Annotated in this window: 16 protein-coding genes; 4 read left to right on the top strand and 12 right to left on the bottom strand. The window is 38.2% G+C overall.

The genetic code is table 11. From position 1 onward, the window contains the following. Positions 1 to 37: 37 nt before the first annotated feature. The 4 genes from lpdA to pdhA all read right to left on the bottom strand — a co-directional run bounded on the left by lpdA (position 38) and on the right by pdhA (position 4,966). Positions 38 to 1,447: a dihydrolipoyl dehydrogenase gene (lpdA, locus tag BQ5321_RS16285; protein WP_071395487.1), complete on the bottom strand. Its 1,410-nt coding sequence runs from the start codon at positions 1,445 to 1,447 to the stop codon at positions 38 to 40. 3 nt (positions 1,448 to 1,450) lie between these two features. After that, positions 1,451 to 2,737 (bottom strand): dihydrolipoamide acetyltransferase family protein, encoded by a 1,287-nt coding sequence (locus tag BQ5321_RS16290; RefSeq protein WP_071395488.1) that lies wholly within the window; start codon positions 2,735 to 2,737, stop codon positions 1,451 to 1,453. A gap of 132 nt (positions 2,738 to 2,869) precedes the next feature. Then, entirely contained in the window at positions 2,870 to 3,847 is a 978-nt protein-coding gene (locus BQ5321_RS16295; protein WP_071395489.1) for an alpha-ketoacid dehydrogenase subunit beta, read from the bottom strand. Between the two features lie 3 nt (positions 3,848 to 3,850). Continuing rightward, on the bottom strand, positions 3,851 to 4,966 hold the full coding sequence (gene pdhA, locus BQ5321_RS16300) for a pyruvate dehydrogenase (acetyl-transferring) E1 component subunit alpha (RefSeq protein WP_071395490.1): 1,116 nt from the start codon (positions 4,964 to 4,966) through the stop codon (positions 3,851 to 3,853). Between the two features lie 701 nt (positions 4,967 to 5,667). Here pdhA and def point away from each other — a divergent pair. From def to rnjA, 3 genes are all read left to right on the top strand, one after another. Further along, positions 5,668 to 6,222: a peptide deformylase gene (gene def / locus BQ5321_RS16305; RefSeq protein WP_071395491.1), complete on the top strand. Its 555-nt coding sequence runs from the start codon at positions 5,668 to 5,670 to the stop codon at positions 6,220 to 6,222. Positions 6,223 to 6,723: 501 nt separating this feature from the next. Further along, on the top strand, positions 6,724 to 6,933 hold the full coding sequence (locus BQ5321_RS16310; protein WP_071395492.1) for a DNA-dependent RNA polymerase subunit epsilon: 210 nt from the start codon (positions 6,724 to 6,726) through the stop codon (positions 6,931 to 6,933). 3 nt (positions 6,934 to 6,936) lie between these two features. Beyond that, entirely contained in the window at positions 6,937 to 8,604 is a 1,668-nt protein-coding gene (gene rnjA, locus BQ5321_RS16315; protein ID WP_071395493.1) for a ribonuclease J1, read from the top strand. Between the two features lie 41 nt (positions 8,605 to 8,645). Here the strand turns inward: rnjA and BQ5321_RS16320 are convergent, their stop codons facing one another. From BQ5321_RS16320 to BQ5321_RS16355, 8 genes are all read right to left on the bottom strand, one after another. Continuing rightward, positions 8,646 to 9,302, bottom strand: coding sequence for a potassium channel family protein (locus BQ5321_RS16320; protein ID WP_159433437.1), 657 nt, complete (start codon positions 9,300 to 9,302; stop codon positions 8,646 to 8,648). Positions 9,303 to 9,437: 135 nt separating this feature from the next. Beyond that, positions 9,438 to 10,559 (bottom strand): N-acetyldiaminopimelate deacetylase, encoded by a 1,122-nt coding sequence (locus BQ5321_RS16325; RefSeq protein WP_071395495.1) that lies wholly within the window; start codon positions 10,557 to 10,559, stop codon positions 9,438 to 9,440. 86 nt (positions 10,560 to 10,645) lie between these two features. Further along, positions 10,646 to 11,356, bottom strand: a complete 711-nt coding sequence (gene dapD / locus BQ5321_RS16330; protein WP_071395496.1) for a 2,3,4,5-tetrahydropyridine-2,6-dicarboxylate N-acetyltransferase — start codon at positions 11,354 to 11,356, stop codon at positions 10,646 to 10,648. Between the two features lie 157 nt (positions 11,357 to 11,513). Continuing rightward, entirely contained in the window at positions 11,514 to 12,152 is a 639-nt protein-coding gene (locus BQ5321_RS16335) for a CAP domain-containing protein (protein ID WP_084786837.1), read from the bottom strand. 69 nt (positions 12,153 to 12,221) lie between these two features. Then, positions 12,222 to 13,727, bottom strand: a complete 1,506-nt coding sequence (locus BQ5321_RS16340) for an MDR family MFS transporter (protein ID WP_071395498.1) — start codon at positions 13,725 to 13,727, stop codon at positions 12,222 to 12,224. A gap of 80 nt (positions 13,728 to 13,807) precedes the next feature. Beyond that, positions 13,808 to 14,248 (bottom strand): cyclic-di-AMP-binding protein CbpB, encoded by a 441-nt coding sequence (cbpB, locus tag BQ5321_RS16345; protein ID WP_071395499.1) that lies wholly within the window; start codon positions 14,246 to 14,248, stop codon positions 13,808 to 13,810. A 191-nt stretch (positions 14,249 to 14,439) separates the two neighbouring features. Beyond that, positions 14,440 to 14,676, bottom strand: coding sequence for a YkuJ family protein (locus BQ5321_RS16350; protein ID WP_071395500.1), 237 nt, complete (start codon positions 14,674 to 14,676; stop codon positions 14,440 to 14,442). A 248-nt stretch (positions 14,677 to 14,924) separates the two neighbouring features. Then, positions 14,925 to 16,130 carry an EAL domain-containing protein gene (locus BQ5321_RS16355; RefSeq protein ID WP_071395501.1) on the bottom strand — a complete coding sequence of 402 codons (1,206 nt, stop codon included), beginning with the start codon at positions 16,128 to 16,130 and terminating at the stop codon, positions 14,925 to 14,927. A gap of 191 nt (positions 16,131 to 16,321) precedes the next feature. Here BQ5321_RS16355 and BQ5321_RS16360 point away from each other — a divergent pair, with 191 nt between their 5' ends. Next, positions 16,322 to 17,197: a metallophosphoesterase gene (locus tag BQ5321_RS16360; RefSeq protein ID WP_071395502.1), complete on the top strand. Its 876-nt coding sequence runs from the start codon at positions 16,322 to 16,324 to the stop codon at positions 17,195 to 17,197. The last annotated feature ends 30 nt before the right edge of the window (positions 17,198 to 17,227 follow it).

The following is a 17,227-nucleotide window of genomic DNA, read 5'->3' on the forward strand; positions in this document are numbered from 1 at the left end:
GACATGAAAAAAGCTGGCGAAATGCCAGCTTTTTTCATTATTTCACTATATGGATTGGACTGCCTAAAGCAACCTCTGCTGTTTCCATGGTAATTTCACCAAGAGTTGGATGAGCATGTATTGTCATAGCAATGTCCTCAGCTGTCATTCCTGCCTCAATCGCTAAGCCTAACTCAGATATCATGTCAGATGCGCTAGCGCCTGCAATCTGAGCACCAATTACAATCCCGTCGTCTTTTCTTGTAATAAGCTTCATAAAACCGTCTGTGCTATCTAATGAAAGAGCACGGCCATTTGCAGCAAACGGGAATTTCGCTGCTACTATCTTAATCCCTTCATCCTTCGCCTGCTGTTCAGTATATCCAACAGAAGCCAGCTCAGGTTCAGAGAAAACAACCGCAGGAATGCCTAAATAGTCAATTTCGGACGGATGTCCAGCGATAGCCTCTGCAGCAATTTTAGCTTCATATGATGCTTTATGTGCAAGTTGCGGTCCAGGAACAATATCACCAATTGCATAGATATTGCTGATATTTGTACGGCACTGCTTATCTATTTCAATAATGCCGCGATCAGTCATTTTCACACCAATTTGTTCAAGACCCATTTCATCTGTGTTCGGACGACGTCCAACCATGACGAATAAATAATCCGCTTCAATTTTCTGTTCTTCGCCCTTCACTTCAAATGTTACAACAACACCATTATCCGTTTCTTCGACACCTTTTGCACTTGCCTTCGTGAAGAATTCTACCCCTTTGCTCTTCATATTACGTTTAACAAGTGAGGTCATCTGCTTTTCAAATCCAAGCAATATATCATCAGCACCTTCAATAACCGTAACCTGTGTACCGAAGTTTGCGTAAGCACCACCTAGCTCTAAGCCGATAACGCCCCCACCGATTACAACGATCTTCTCTGGAATTTCATCTAATGCTAAAGCACCAGTTGAATTTAAGATACGCTTGGAATATTTAAACGCAGGTAATTCAATTGGACGTGATCCAGTTGCAATAATCGCATTTTTGAAATTATAAGTTTGTGATGAATTCTCACCGATTACACGAAGTGAATTATTATCAACGAAATAAGCTTCACCGTAAGCAATATCAACTTTATTTCCTTTTAATAAACCTTCAACTCCACCAGTCAGCTTCTTCACAACACTTGACTTCCACGCTTGCACTTTAGAAAAATCAACTGTTACATTATCGGCATTAATACCAAACTCAGCTGAATGTTTAGCTGTTTCGTAACGATGCCCCGCTGCGATAAGTGCTTTAGAAGGAATACATCCAACATTTAAGCAAACACCGCCGACTATATTTTTTTCTACAATCGTTACTTTTTGTCCTAACTGCGCTGCACGAATAGCCGCAACGTATCCGCCAGGGCCAGCACCAATTACTATTGTATCTGTTTCAATTGGAAAATCTCCGACTACCATTTATTACGCCTCCATTAGCAATAGTTCTGGGTCATTAAGTAAACGTTTAATATGATTTAAGGCATTTTGTGCTGTAGCACCATCAATCATACGGTGATCAAAGCTTAATGATAAAGAAAGTACAGGAGCTGCTACGATTTCTCCATCTTTAACAACTGGCTTTTCCGCAATTCTTCCGATACCAAGAATAGCCACTTCCGGATGATTGATTACAGGTGTGAACCATTGTCCACCAGCAGAACCGATATTGGAAATTGTACATGATGCACCCTTCATTTCATCAGGAGCAAGCTTTCCATCACGTGCTTTAACAGCAAGTTCATTAATTTCATTTGAAATATTAAAGATAGATTTGCGATCAGCATCTTTTACTACTGGTACTAATAGACCTTTTTCTGTGTCAGCTGCTATTCCAATATTATAATAATGCTTATGGATGATTTCATTATTAGCATCATCAAGCGATGTATTAAGTGCAGGGAATTCACGTAATGCACTCGTTAAGGCTTTAACAACATAAGGTAAGAAAGTTAATTTAATTCCTTTATTAGCAGCAACTTCTTTGAATTTTTTACGATTTGCAACAAGTTTCGTTACATCCACTTCATCCATTAAGGTTACATGCGGTGCAGTATGTTTAGAATTTACCATTGCTTTCGCAATCGCTTTTCGGATACCGCTCATTTTTTCACGAGTCTCTGGGTATTGTCCCTCTGGAATAACAGGTGCTTGAACATTAGCGGTTTCTTCTGCTTTTGTTTCAACAGCTGGTGCATCTTCCGCTACAGCTGCTGGAGCTCCGCCGTTGATGAATGCTTCAATATCTTGTTTTGTAATACGTCCGTTATTCCCGCTTCCAGGAACCATTCGGATATCTACACCTTTTTCACGAGCATATTTACGAACAGATGGCATTGCTACGATATGGCGATTAGGTGCCACTTCCGCTGGAGCAGCTTCTACATTAGAAGCTGCCTCGGCTTTTGGCGGTTCCTCCTGTGCTTTCGGCTGTTCGTCTGATTCATCACCTTTAAATTGTAAGTCCTCATATCCAGGTGCATCAAATTTAATTAGCACCTGTCCCACTGTTGCAACGGTACCTTCACCAACTAATACTTCCTCTACCGTTCCTTCTACTGGAGACGGAATTTCAACAACAGCCTTATCATTTTGGACTTCACACAATACGTCATCCTCTTGGACTTTATCTCCCGGTTTTACAAACCATTTTACTATTTCACCTTCATGGATACCTTCACCTATATCAGGCATTTTAAATTGAAAAGACATTGATCATTAACCTCCTATAGCATCATGTCTAAAGTAGTTGTTCTCTTAATAAAAGCATATGCCCTGTTGTTTGTTATAGCTTACTTTATCATTGTAATACCAGCACAAAACATACAGGGCAATGAATAATGATTAAAACGTTAATACCTTTTTAGCTGTTTCGATTACATCTTTAAAGTTTGGCAGCCAGACAGCTTCTGCCTGCGGGAACGGAAATACTGTATCAGGTGCCGCAACACGCAATACAGGCGCTTCTAAACTTAGGATTGCACGGTCATTAATTTCAGCTACTACCTGTGCGGCAATCCCCGCCTGTTTTTGTGCTTCCTGAACAACGATTGCACGACCAGTTTTTTCAACAGAAGCAATAATCGTATCTATATCAAGCGGTGCAACTGTTCGTAAATCAATCACTTCAGCCGAATAACCTTCTTTTTCAAGTTCTTCCGCAGCCTTTAATGACTCATGAACCATTGCTCCATAAGTAATGATGGAAACATCTTTTCCTTCACGTTTCACCTCAGCTTTACCTAGAGGAATTGTATATTCTTCTTCAGGAACCTCCTGACGGAATGAACGATATAGCTTCATATGTTCTAGGAAGACAACTGGGTCATTATCACGAATTGCAGAGATTAATAGTCCTTTTGCATCATAAGGTGTTGAAGGAATGACTACCTTTACTCCTGGCGATTGAGCCATAAGCCCTTCTAAACTGTCCGCATGCATATCAGGAGTATGAACTCCACCACCAAATGGTGCACGAATGGTTACCGGAGCATGATATTTACCACCTGTACGGTAGCGTAAACGCGCTAATTGACCAGCAATTTGATCAAATACCTCAAAAACAAAACCGAAAAATTGGATTTCTGGAACAGGACGATAGCCTTGCAAGGATAAACCGAATGCTAATCCGCCAATTCCTGATTCGGCAAGCGGTGTATCAAATACGCGATCCTCACCAAACTCCTGATGAAGCCCTTCAGTGGCACGGAACACACCGCCATTTACGCCAACGTCTTCTCCAAAAATTAATACATTTGGATCATTGCGCAGTTCTGTACGTAACGCATCCGTGATTGCTTGAATCATTGTCATTTGCGCCATGGCTTATTTCGACTCCTTTGCTTGATAAATTTCATATTGTTCTTTTAAGTTATGAGGCATTTCTTCATACATAATAGACATTAAGTCTGTTACCTTTTGTTTTGGAGCAGTATCTGCTTTCTTAATTGCCTCTTTTATATCTTCTTTAGCTTGTTCGATTACTTCATTTTCCTTTTCTTCATTCCATAACCCTTTAGCTTCTAAGTATTTACGGAAACGAACAAGCGGGTCTTTCTTCTCCCATTCGTTATCAAGGTCAGAAGTACGATAGCGTGTTGGATCATCGCCTGCCATAGTATGCGGACCATATCGATAGGTTAAAGTTTCAATTAAAGTTGGACCTTCTCCATTAACAGCGCGCTCACGAGCCTGACTTACCGCTGCATATACTGCCAAAGGATCCATCCCATCAACTAGAACTCCCGGGATTCCAGCTGCAACTGCTTTTTGCGCTAGTGTCTCGGCAGCCGTTTGTTTTTCCCTTGGTGTCGAGATAGCAAATTGGTTATTTTGGACAATGAAGATTGCCGGTGCTTTAAAGGCACCTGCAAAGTTAATTCCTTCATAGAAATCCCCTTGTGACGTACCACCATCACCTGTATATGTAATGGCAACAGCCTTTTGCCCACGTTTTTTAAGACCTAGAGCAACACCAGCGGTTTGAATGTATTGTGCACCAATAATAATTTGCGGAACATACACGTTGACACCCTCAGGAATTTGACCACCTTCAAAATGTCCTCTTGACCATAAAAATGCTTGGTATAACGGCAAACCATGCCATACGATTTGCGGTACGTCACGATATCCAGGCAGGATAAAATCTTCTTTCTCGAGTGCAAATTGGGAAGCTAATTGAGATGCTTCCTGACCAGCTGTCGGAGCATAAAAACCTAAGCGACCTTGTCTATTTAATGAAATAGAACGTTGATCAAGTATTCTTGTATATACCATACGGCGCATTAATTCTTGTAATTTTTCATCACTTAAATCAGGCATAGCTGTTTCATTTACAACCTGGCCCTCTTCGTTTAGTATTTGCAGCATTTGAAACTGTTCAGCGATTTTCTCAACTTGAGCAGTTGCATCAAATTGTACATTCTTTGTATTAGAAGCCATCCCAGTCATCCTTTCTTTTCTTTTAGACGTTAATAGAGTATCCAAAAATTAAGTAATCATAGCTTTTCTCGTTTAAAACTTTTTCAATATAGAATACTTACCTTTGTACTACTAGGTAAAGGCAGTTAAATTACTACTAATTGATAATACTCCTGCGGTCTTTCTCAGTTGTAAGTTGTTACAACAATGTTACAACTATATCATAACAACCACTTTCTGTACCAGTATGTTTTTTAAAAAATAATGATACACATTTCGAACTGCACTATTAGTTTACTGATAAAAACGAGGATAGTCAACGGAAATGATTAAAGTTTTTCGTGATTTTTCAAATTAGATTGCTCAGTAATTATCAAACTGTTACAATGCATCCTTTAAACTGTACTATATAACATATCTATTAATTCATATCTGTTATAGGAAAGAATCTGCATAAAAATATACTTTTCCCTTTTATTATTTCAATAAAACAAGTGATATAAAATAATAATTCTTATTGATAATTTGAATGCCGTTAATCTCAAAAACCCTTATTTATCACTATATATACAGTGATTACCCACAGTCACTACCCCTAGCTTCTGTTATTATTTTATTTTTTTACGATATTATGCTTTATTCAACCCACCTCATTTTTATTAACTTTTTATCTTTTCTTTGTTAAAATTGGACTACATGATTTAAGAAGGAAGTGTTTACATATGCTTACAATGGATGATATTATCCGCGATGGACATCCAACTTTAAGAAAAACTGCTGTTGAAGTCAGCTTACCTGCTTCTGATGAAGACAAGAAAATCCTAAATGAGTTATTAGAATATGTTCAAAATAGCCAGAATCCAGATATATCCGCAAAGCATGGTTTGCGTCCTGGAGTCGGTTTGGCAGCACCGCAAATTAATGTTTCAAAAAGAATGATTGCTGTTCACGTGACAGATGAAAACGATAAGCTTTACAGCTACGCCCTCATCAATCCCAAAATAATCAGCCATTCTGTCGAAAAGTCTTTTCTAGCTTCTGGTGAAGGCTGCTTATCTGTCGATGACCCCTATCCAGGCTACGTACCTAGACATGCAAGAGTAACAGTAAAAGGGTATAATGTTGAAGGAACGGAAGTAAAACTTCGCTTAAAAGGACTCCCCGCAATCGTTTTTCAGCATGAAATTGACCATCTAAATGGAATCATGTTTTACGATCATATTGATAAATCAAATCCAATGAAGGAACCTGAAAACGCAATAAAAATTGGACGTTAACCAAAAAGGCAGCTAGCTGCCTTTTTTCTTACAATTAAAATTCTTTAATATCATCCCCGCATCTCTACCTTCAATTAGATTAAATTCCATGTTTCTCCATGCAATGTTTCCTGTTTTTAGACAAAGAATATAACTAAAAAGGAGAATAAATCTTTTTTAAACAGCCATTTCTGCTTTACTTTGTACTAGGATTGTTTAAAATAGAAATAAGGAGATGAGCCACAATGTTAAAGAAGCTGAAAAAAAAGCTTTTAAAACAGTGGAACGATATGTTGCGAAAAAAATCAATTGCCTGATTTATTTGAGCCCTTCACACTTCGAAGGGCTCCTTCCTTATTTTTTTCCAACAGCAAAAGTAAAGTGCACCGCCCATGACCGGAACTTAACTTATCATCATCAAACGGCTATACTAAAAGGAAATTGGAAAGAATGAAAAAACATATATTATGATTGTTTTTTTATAAAAATAATTAGTTGAAAAGGGATTAAGGAGTGATTTGTGTGATTTATAAGGTATTTTTCCAGGAATCAAAAAACCAAGTACCAGTGCGTGAAAAGACAAAAACGATTTATATTGAAGGCGAAACAGTAAGGGAAATACGCCAAAAGCTAAAAGACCATCCTTACAATATTGAATTTGTTAGTCCTATCAATGGAGCATTTTTAGAATATGAACAACAGAATGAAGATTTTAAAGTATTGGAGATATAAATAATGAAATTTGTAAAAAATGATCAGACTGCTGTATTTGCCCTGGGCGGTCTCGGGGAAATCGGTAAAAATACGTATGCAGTTCAATTTCAGGATGAAATCATTCTCATTGATGCCGGAATTAAATTTCCAGAGGATGAATTGCTTGGTATCGATTATGTGATACCTGATTATTCCTACCTAGTAAAAAATGAGGAAAAGATTAAAGGTCTTTTTATCACCCATGGTCATGAGGACCATATCGGCGGGATTCCCTATTTACTTCGCCAAATTAACATTCCAATATATGGAGGAAAGCTGGCATTAGGACTCCTGCGTAATAAATTAGAAGAACATGGCCTTTTAAGACAAGCCAAGCTCCATGAAATTAAAGAGGATGATGTGGTTAAATTCCGCAAAACATCGGTTACTTTTTTCCGTACGACACATAGCATTCCAGATTCATACGGTATTGTAGTCAAAACTCCTCCAGGACAGGTCGTTCATACAGGTGACTTTAAATTTGATTTTACACCAGTAGGAGAACCGGCTAATTTAACCAAGATGGCGGAGATTGGTAAGGAAGGTGTTCTTTGCTTACTATCCGACAGTACAAATAGTGAAATACCAAATTTTACTATGTCTGAAAGACGCGTCGGAGATACCATTCATGATATTTTCCGAAAAGTACAAGGACGGATTATATTCGCTACCTTTGCTTCAAATATTCACCGACTACAGCAGGTAACAGAAGCAGCGATTGCGAACGGCCGCAAGATAGCTGTGTTCGGTCGAAGTATGGAAGCAGCTATCAATATTGGTCTTGATCTTGGTTATATTCGTGCTCCAAAGGATACGTTTATCGACGCCCAGACCATTAACCGCCTACCTGCCGATCGGGTTACGATATTGTGTACCGGAAGTCAGGGAGAACCGATGGCAGCATTATCGCGAATAGCTAATGGTACACACCGTCAAATTCAAATTATTCCTGGTGATACAGTTGTATTTTCCTCATCACCTATTCCTGGAAATACAATCAGTGTTAGCCGTACCATTAATATGCTGTTTAGAGCTGGAGCAGAGGTTATCCATGGAAAGTTAAGTGATATTCATACCTCTGGTCATGGCGGACAAGAAGAACAAAAATTAATGCTTCGTTTGATTAAGCCAAAATTTTTCATGCCTATCCACGGTGAATATAGAATGCAGATTATGCATGCGAAATTAGCCGTTGATTGTGGTGTTGAGGAAGAAAACTGTTTTATTATGGATAACGGAGAAGTACTTGCCCTCAGCGAGGATCAAGCTAGAGTAGCTGGTAAAGTGCCTTCCGGTAATGTATATATTGATGGAAGCGGTATCGGTGATATTGGTAATATTGTCCTGCGTGACCGACGAATCCTCTCTGAGGAAGGGCTTGTTGTGGTGGTGGTCAGCATCAATATGAGGGATTTTAAAATAGCAGCCGGTCCTGATATTATCTCACGAGGATTTGTCTATATGAGAGAATCGAGCGATTTAATTAATGATGCCCAGGCTCTCATTACAAAACATCTAAATAAAGTAATGGAACGACGAACAACACAGTGGTCAGAAATCAAAAATGAAATAACGGATACACTTGCCCCATATTTATACGAAAAAACAAAACGTCGTCCAATGATTTTACCGATTATTATGGAAGTGTAGTACATGATAAGAATGAAAAAAGCACCTAATAGGTGCTTTTTTTATAACACTTTTTTCTCAAATCGGTTGATATCTGCATCTGCCCCGATGACAATAAGAATATCCTTTTCATGGATGATTTCGTTCGCCTGTGGTGAAACAATGATTTCATTACTTCTTTTTATTGCAACGATGTTAATTCCATATTTAGCCCGTATGTCTAAATTAATAATGGAATGGCCATCAATTTTTTCACTCGCAACAATCTCTACGATACTGTGCTCCTCAGAGAGCTCCAAATAATCAAGAACGCTATTGGAAATCATATTATTCGCAATTCGTTTCCCCATATCGCGCTCTGGGTGTACAACGTGATTAGCGCCAATTTTCAAAAGTACCTTTTCATGGTAGTCATTTTGTGCTTTGACCGTAATATTCTTTACCCCGAGCTCCTTTAAAATAATAGTAGTTAATATGCTTGCTTGAATATTATCACCTATGGCAACAATTACATGATCAAAGTTACGTATTCCAAGACTTTTTAATACTTTTTCATCAGTAGTATCACCCACAACTGCGTGTGAAGCAATAGCAGAAAACTCATTGACCCGGTCTTCGTTATTGTCAATTGCCATCACTTCCATTCCTTGTTCAGCAAGTGTACGGCAAATACTGCCTCCAAAACGACCTAAGCCTATTACTGCAAATTCCTTTTTCACAATTCATTCCTCCAACAGTCTTACAAGCTATGTTCTTCATATTTTAGCATAAATACGCTTCATTATATGTATCATTTTTATCATATAATAAAAAGCAAGCAATAAAAAAAACCGGTTTTTTCCCGGTTTTTCTCTTTATTCATTACCTTTATAATCGATATATTGACAAATCATTTTAACAGCTGTATCAATGGCTTTTTCATTCGGGTTAAGCATTGAATGATGAAGGCCATAATCTGATTCAACACCAAGCCAGAACATAAACCCAGGAATTTCCTTTAACATATATCCGAAATCCTCACCTGTCATGGCTTCTTTACATTCTATGACGTTAACGTCTGTTCTCTGCTCAACAAACTCCATAAACTCCCTTGTCAGCTTCGCTTCGTTATAGACCTGGTGATACATAACTCCGAAATCAATGTTTGCTTCACATTGGAACCCTACTTCTATCCCATTGACGATATCTTGAATTCGTTTTTTCACTTTATCCATTGACTCTACAGACAAGGTCCGAATGGTCCCTTCAAGTCTTGCTCTTTCAGCAATGATATTCTGTACAGTCCCACTTGTTATTTTACCTATCGTTATCACTGCACTATCAAGCGGATCAACATTTCTAGAAATAATTGTTTGTAGCTGGGTCACTAACGAACAGGCTGCAATAATCATGTCGTTTGTTTGATGTGGGAATGCCGCATGACCGCCTTTCCCTTTTAAGTCAATGAATAATTCAGATGTATTGGCAAATAACAGTCCTTCTCTTATAGCAATTGTTCCAACCGGATATTCAGGCGCTATATGAAGGGCAAGAATCATATCTGGCATCCATTCCTTCATAATATCCGATTTTAACATTGGCTCCGCACCACCGGGGCCTTCTTCAGCAGGCTGAAAAATAAATAATAAATCATCCTTGATTGGACTAAGAACAAAATGTGTTAATACCCCTAACGCAATCGACATATGGAAATCGTGCCCACATGCATGCATTTCAGTTTCATGCTTGGAGCAAAATTCGAGCCCTGTTTCTTCTACTATCGGCAAGCCATCAATATCTGTTCGATAGCCAATTATTTTTTGCGGCTCTGTCCCTTTAACCTTTACAAAGATACCTGTTTCCCATTTTTTTATTTCCATTCTCTCTGTTGGAAGAGTTTGCAGGTAGGATAAAACATATGCTTGTGTTTTAAACTCTTGAAAGCCAAGCTCCGGAATTTGATGAAGATCACGGCGAATTTGAACAAATGAACTCATTGCATGACACCTTCCTTTCCGTGTAATAGAGTGGGAAAATTCTGTAAAGAAAGCGTGAACTTATACGGTCCACGCCTATGTCTTCATTATAGCTGACGAAGCTCTTGCTTAATTTCAGTTTTTGATTTTGTTTTTTCATCGATTTCTTTAATGACGCGCGCTGGCGTACCTGCTACAACAGTATATGGAGGGACATCGTCAATAACGATCGCACCCGCTGCAACTACTGCTCCTTTTCCTACTGTAACACCTTCAAGTACAACACAATTTGCTCCAATGACAACGTCATCCTCAACAATAACCGGTTTAGCGGATGGCGGCTCAATTACGCCTGCTAATACAGTTCCTGCCCCAATATGACAATTTTTCCCAACAGTAGCTCGTCCACCTAGTACCGCATTCATATCAATCATCGTGCCTTCACCGATAACGGCCCCAATATTGATAGAAGCTCCCATCATAATAACGGCATTATTACCAATTTCAACTTGATCACGAATGATAGCACCTGGTTCAATTCTAGCATTGATATTTTTCATATCCAATAACGGAATAGCTGAATTTCTGCGATCATTTTCAATCACATAATCCTCAATTTGTTCTTTATGCTCTTCAATTACCTGGTTAATTGTTTCCCATTCACCAAATACAACACCACTGTTTCCATTAATAAATGCTTTACTGTTTGAGCCAAACTCTAAGCCTTCTAGATTACCTTTTATGTAAACTTTTACAGGTGTTGACTTCTTACTGTTTTGAATAAATGAGATGATTTCATTTGCATCCATCATGTTCAATTCCCTTACCCCCTATGTTTTCAATATATATATTGCTAGAAATTACTTTATCAAACAAAAGCATTGAAAACAAGCAAAAATAACTGTATCTAGCACCGATTACTCATTAAAAAGGCTGACAAATACAGAGACAATGCTCTGCTTTGCCAGCATTTATTTACGACTGAATAAATAATTGAACCCAGGCTCCATTATAAAAGCCTACACCAATCGCATTGTAGCTTGGATTTAGAATGTTAGCACGGTGACCAGACGAATTCATCCAAGCATTCATAACCTCCTGTGGGGACTTTTGCCCTTTCGCAATATTTTCACCAGCGGATCGATAGGATATACCGAAGGTTTTGAGCATATCAAAGGGGCTGCCATAGTTTGGACTTGTATGAGAAAAATAGTTACTGTTAATCATATCCATGGCTTTTTTCTCGGCCACATTTTTGACATCGGCACGATGCTGAAGGGAACGTAATCCTTGTTTTGCCCGTTCAGCATTTACTAAACGAACGACCTCTTCCTCAAAAGAGCTCACTGAAGCCGCACTTTCCTTTAAGCGAATGACTCCTCCCACTTGCATATTGTAGGGGTTCGTGTCAGGATTCAGCTCCATTAGTCGTTTGTAGTCTAAACCATAGCGTTTGGCAATAAACCAAAACGTATCCCCTTTTGAGATTTTATAGAATTCAAACGGTGGTTCTTTGAACATCGTAATCGATTGAGCATTAGTTGCGGTCGGTATTATACTCAAACTGATTAGGATGGTTAGTAAAAAAGGAACTAATTTTTTCAATAGTATCATCTCCTCACTTTCATTAGTGTAAAAAAAACAAATGAATTTATGAGAAGATATTTGTGGAAATCTATCGGATCAGACCTTTTTCTCCCTCGGCAATAATAAAATCAAAATAAAGCTGATTACTGCAATTAAAAGGACTACATAATAGACAATATGCAGAGAATAGGTTAGCCCATCCTGAAGAAATTGCAGCAAACTGTCAGGCAACAAATTCCTTTCATTTTGATTCAATAGCACTGTTATTGAATCAACAGACAGATCGGCGTTAAAATCCTGTCCATTTTCTTTGAAATAACGCAGGATTTGACTGTTTAATATTCCTCCAAGCAATGCTGCACCTATCGTATTCCCTAAGTTCCTCATAAAAGAATTAGAGGCTGTTGCAATCCCTCTTTGTTCCCAGCTAACAGAACTCTGTATCACAACAATAAATGACGTTGTAGTAAGTCCCATCCCAAGTCCAACCATGAAGGAACCGACAGCTGCCCATAATGGACCGGCATCAGGGGTTAACGTAATAAATAAAATACTTCCCATAATCAGGGCCGCTCCCCCTAAAAGAGAGGTCGTCCGAAAACCAATCTTTAACAGAAGGATACCAGCAAAGGTTGAAGCAATCGGCCAACCAATCGACATGGTTGTTAAGGCAAAACCGGCAACAATTGGTGACCGCTCCATAACACCTTGTACGAACGTAGGCAGATAGCTTGATATACCTATAAGCATGATTCCAGTAGTCATAGATGTCATATTGGCAATAAAGATTGGACGTTCCTTCCAAATGGAAAAAGGCATCATAGGTTCATCCGCCTTTTTCTCTTGGAAATAAAATAAAACAAAGGCAGCTATACTAACCGCTAGTAATGCTATCGATTCAAAAGACATCCATGCCCAGCGGGTTCCTCCCTCTACTAGAACAAACATGAGGCACGATACCGAAATCATGATGAGTACTGCCCCTCTATAGTCAATTCGATGCTTTTTCTTTGCCACATGCTCGTGTAAAAATACACCAACACCAACCATTGCTAGAATTCCAAGTGGTAGATTAAGCCAAAAAACAAATCGCCAGCTCACATACTCAACGAGAATTCCACCCAACGCTGGTCCAGCGATAGCGGATATTCCCCACACACTTGAAAGATAGCCTTGGATTTTCGCTCTTTCTTCTTTCGTATAGATATCACCTACAATGGTTGTCGCAATAGGTGTAATCGCCCCTGCACCCAAACCTTGAATAAAGCGAAAGACAATCAGCATGGTCATGGATTGAGCAAATCCACAAAGAATCGAGCCGATTAGAAAAATAATTATTCCAATTAATAATATGGGTTTTCTTCCAAATAAGTCAGAAAGCTTTCCATAAATTAAAACCGTAACAGCATTCATTAATAAATAACTAGAAAATACCCAGCCATATAACGAAAAGCCACCTAATTCACCGACAATAGCCGGCATTGCGGTTGAGACAATCGTCCCTTCAATTGCTCCTAAAAACATAGCCAGCATAATCGAGGCTAGAACAATCGGTCGATTGGTTTTCTTACTTGACTGTCCTTCAGTCAATGCTTTGTCCATTAAAACAATCCTTTCTATTTAACACTTTCTTTATCTATTTAATAAGCATTAAAACAGAGGATGTCGTTTGACATCCTCCATTAATGGGCATCGTCTTGAAGACCTTCATTTAACAAATGTAATACAGCTCTTCTTGTTAAAATCCCCTCGAACAATCCTGCTTCATTTTCCACACATAAAAAAGGATGGTCAACTAATAGTGCAATAGTATTCTGAATAGAAGCATCAACCGGAAGGTGTGGCACTGTTTTATTCATCACCTGCTCAACACGGCTCTGTTCCAGCTTTTCATACTCAATTCTCTCGAGTCCAAGAATAGATTCCATAATAATGGGGGTAGAAATGAGTCCATGAAGCTTATAATAGGGGTCAAGGACGGGTATAGCTGTATAACCACTTTTTGTTAATACCAGAAGAGCATGCTCCAGACTATTTCCTACTTGAACATGAGCAACCCGCTCAGAAGGAATCATTAAGTTGCGGATATTCAAATTTAAAAACTCATTGCCAAGATTGATCATAGCTGAAAACTCCCTAAACTTTATTATTTCATAACATATATTTTAACACAGTTTACTTTTTTTCGCTTCCTTCACTCAGCCCATTTTGTTATAAATCAGAGACGAAATATCACTAAATGATTGTTTCGATTCATATTAGAAGGCTATCTGTAAAAAAAAAGGGAACCGAATCGGTTCCCTTTTTCTGCTAATTATTGAATTAAATCAAAGATTTCAATTGTTATCATATCGATATTATCGAATTGGTATCTCTTTGGCTTTTCCTTATCAAAATAAACCTCCAACTCAAAGGTTTCAGACTTCGGTTGATACGTAACTTGACATTTCCGTTCACCGTTCACCTCAAAAAAACGTTGTGAAGGTTCTCCATTACTTGATTGTTCCTGCAGGTTCTTCAACCTTGATATAATCCCTTGAAGCTGTGACATGCTCCCTCTCCTTTCAACAAAAGCCAAATATCCTACTACTAGGTTTCTCATTTGACCTATTTCTAAACCATAAATCTAAAGTCTAAATTTTCCTGTACGAAAATGATTTAGCCAATATAAACAGCATAAAATAAAGTGAACTGATTATACAAGTAAAAGATGGAGAAAAATCGAGTTTTTTTTACATAAATACAATAAATTGAACTTTTTTCGACAAGTTTAGATGAATAGAAGCTGTCACGCATTAATTAAAGTAGACTATCATGTTGATAGAGAAAATCATAAGTTAAGTCTATAAATAAATATTCATGAGCATTCAGTGGAAAGGAAAACGTTCTCGTGGTTTCACCCGTTTCAATATCACAGTATAAATCCGACAAAATTCCTTTTTTGTCATTCCGCATTCTAATCATATTTTCTAAAAAATAAGGCCGCCAGCTCCAATTTTTACCTGTATACGCTGGTTGAAGTTCCCATTTCCCGTCATTTTTAAACATATTCGGAGATAGTTGAAAGCCGTCATCATCACATATATACATTCTTAAAGCAACGTGATCCAGGTCTTTACTGAGCGATTTCAATAGCTCTTCAAAATTCATGGATTTACGATTTTTGGTCAAAATTTCCTGAAGCTTCACTTGAAAACTCTCTGTAATCGCAAAAATGGATTCCAGCTTTTTCTTTTCATACACGATAAATTCATGAAATTCTTCCTTTAATTTATCCTTTAAGATATCCCTTGGAATAAAATACGATAACGGTTTTTCCAAGTAAAAGCCTTGATAGTACCTACCACCATGCTGCCAGGCGAATTGAAGCTGATAAATCATTTCAATGTTTTTAAACAAGAGGGTTGCACCGATTTTTCTAGCTAAAATGGATAAAGAGTATAATGTATCCTGATAGGCAGGCGGGGGGTTCATGGAACGAAGCGGCATCAAATCAACCTTTACGATATCAGGCTTTAATTGACCAATTCGATCCAAATGACTACTCTCATCTCCCAATTTATCAATTGCAATCTTGATTCCAAATGTTCGGTAATAATTTAACAAATGATCCATCTCGTCCTTCGATTCATCCATGGCGATTTCTAGGACAATACGTTCTAAGCTAATCCCCTTCTCTTGGAACTTGAGTAAAAACTGCAAGAATTCTTCTCCACTATCATGAATAAGCAGGTCTGCATCTCTGTTCACAAATAACAGTACATCAGGATCTAAGCCAATTGCCAGCTCTAATGCCTTTGCTAGTACGGTATTATCGACTTCTAAGCGATATTCCTCCGGTATGTTATTGTCCTGAAAAAATGGTCCCAGGCTAATGACCTGACCACCACCATTATATCTTCCTAAAATTTCATAACCTATGACTCGATGTTCATCTGCACTGAATACCGGCTGAAAATACGGAAAACAATGGTCTAAGTTGGTTAAGATATCCAATGCGTCCATATTGAACCTCCTCGTGGATAATGAATAATTATACCATACTTTATTTTCCTTCATGTCTGCAGCATAAAATAATGCAAAATTTTGTCCTACAGCTCACGGTTTATGCATATATTTTGGTAATTTACTTCTAATCTTAAAGAACGTTTGATAGTATAGAAGAAGGTAATTTTAATGATAGGTTGGATTATTAGATGTCAAAAAAAATAACACGGAGAACATTTATCAAAAAAACAATAGGCGCTTTATTTGCCTTGGTTGCTGCCGGAGGCGGTGGTTATTACTACGCCAGAGAAATAGAACCACGATTGCTTGATATCAACCGTCATACCATTAAACATCCCCTCATCCCGAACAGCTTTAATCACTTTAAAATGGTTCAATTCAGCGATACACATCTCGGTTTCCAATATACAATCAAACAACTGGATAAATTAGTGGATCGAATTAATCGACTCCAGCCAGATATTGTATTTTTCACTGGTGATTTAATGGATGAGCCGAATAAATATCCAAATAGTGAGCAAATTATTCCTAGTCTTTCAAATATTAATGCCCCCTTCGGGAAATTTGCCATCTATGGAAATCACGACCATGGTGGCTACGGAACGGATATTTACAAGAACATAATGGATAAAAGTGGTTTTACATTATTGCAAAATTCTGCTCAAGAAATCAAGCTGCTTGATGACAGTCGTATTCATCTGATTGGGCTAGATGATGCTATGCTTGGGAAACCAGACTTAGCCTATGCGACCGTAGGTTTACCTCCTGACACATATAAGATTCTCCTCGCTCATGAGCCCGATATGGCTGAATTAGCAGTTGATGAAGGAATTCATCTCCAGCTTAGCGGACACAGTCATGGTGGACAGGTTAAGATTCCATTTTTCGGTGCCCTGGTCACGCCTCCCTATAGCGAGCTATACTATGAAGGCTTCTATAAAATAGGTGAAGCACAAAACCTGTTAACTTTATATGTAAATAGAGGCTTGGGGACTACTAGATTACCCTTTCGTTTCCTGTCAAAACCTGAATTAACACTATTCACCTTGAAACAAGCAAATTAATTGAACGAAAAAGACCGATAAAATAAAATC

The organism is Bacillus tuaregi, from assembly GCF_900104575.1.
GTDB lineage: Bacteria > Bacillota > Bacilli > Bacillales > Cytobacillaceae > Bacillus_BD > Bacillus_BD tuaregi.

Coding starts and splice junctions, on each gene's coding strand:
- BQ5321_RS16325 (WP_071395495.1), bottom strand. CDS start 10,559: ATGAGTTCATTTGTTCAAATTCGCCGTGATCTTCATCAAATTCCGGAG.
- lpdA (WP_071395487.1), bottom strand. CDS start 1,447: ATGGTAGTCGGAGATTTTCCAATTGAAACAGATACAATAGTAATTGGT.
- rnjA (WP_071395493.1), top strand. CDS start 6,937: ATGAAATTTGTAAAAAATGATCAGACTGCTGTATTTGCCCTGGGCGGT.
- def (WP_071395491.1), top strand. CDS start 5,668: ATGCTTACAATGGATGATATTATCCGCGATGGACATCCAACTTTAAGA.
- cbpB (WP_071395499.1), bottom strand. CDS start 14,248: ATGATCAATCTTGGCAATGAGTTTTTAAATTTGAATATCCGCAACTTA.
- BQ5321_RS16360 (WP_071395502.1), top strand. CDS start 16,322: ATGTCAAAAAAAATAACACGGAGAACATTTATCAAAAAAACAATAGGC.
- pdhA (WP_071395490.1), bottom strand. CDS start 4,966: ATGGCTTCTAATACAAAGAATGTACAATTTGATGCAACTGCTCAAGTT.
- BQ5321_RS16295 (WP_071395489.1), bottom strand. CDS start 3,847: ATGGCGCAAATGACAATGATTCAAGCAATCACGGATGCGTTACGTACA.
- BQ5321_RS16350 (WP_071395500.1), bottom strand. CDS start 14,676: ATGTCACAGCTTCAAGGGATTATATCAAGGTTGAAGAACCTGCAGGAA.
- BQ5321_RS16290 (WP_071395488.1), bottom strand. CDS start 2,737: ATGTCTTTTCAATTTAAAATGCCTGATATAGGTGAAGGTATCCATGAA.
- BQ5321_RS16335 (WP_084786837.1), bottom strand. CDS start 12,152: ATGATACTATTGAAAAAATTAGTTCCTTTTTTACTAACCATCCTAATC.
- BQ5321_RS16340 (WP_071395498.1), bottom strand. CDS start 13,727: ATGGACAAAGCATTGACTGAAGGACAGTCAAGTAAGAAAACCAATCGA.
- BQ5321_RS16355 (WP_071395501.1), bottom strand. CDS start 16,130: ATGGACGCATTGGATATCTTAACCAACTTAGACCATTGTTTTCCGTAT.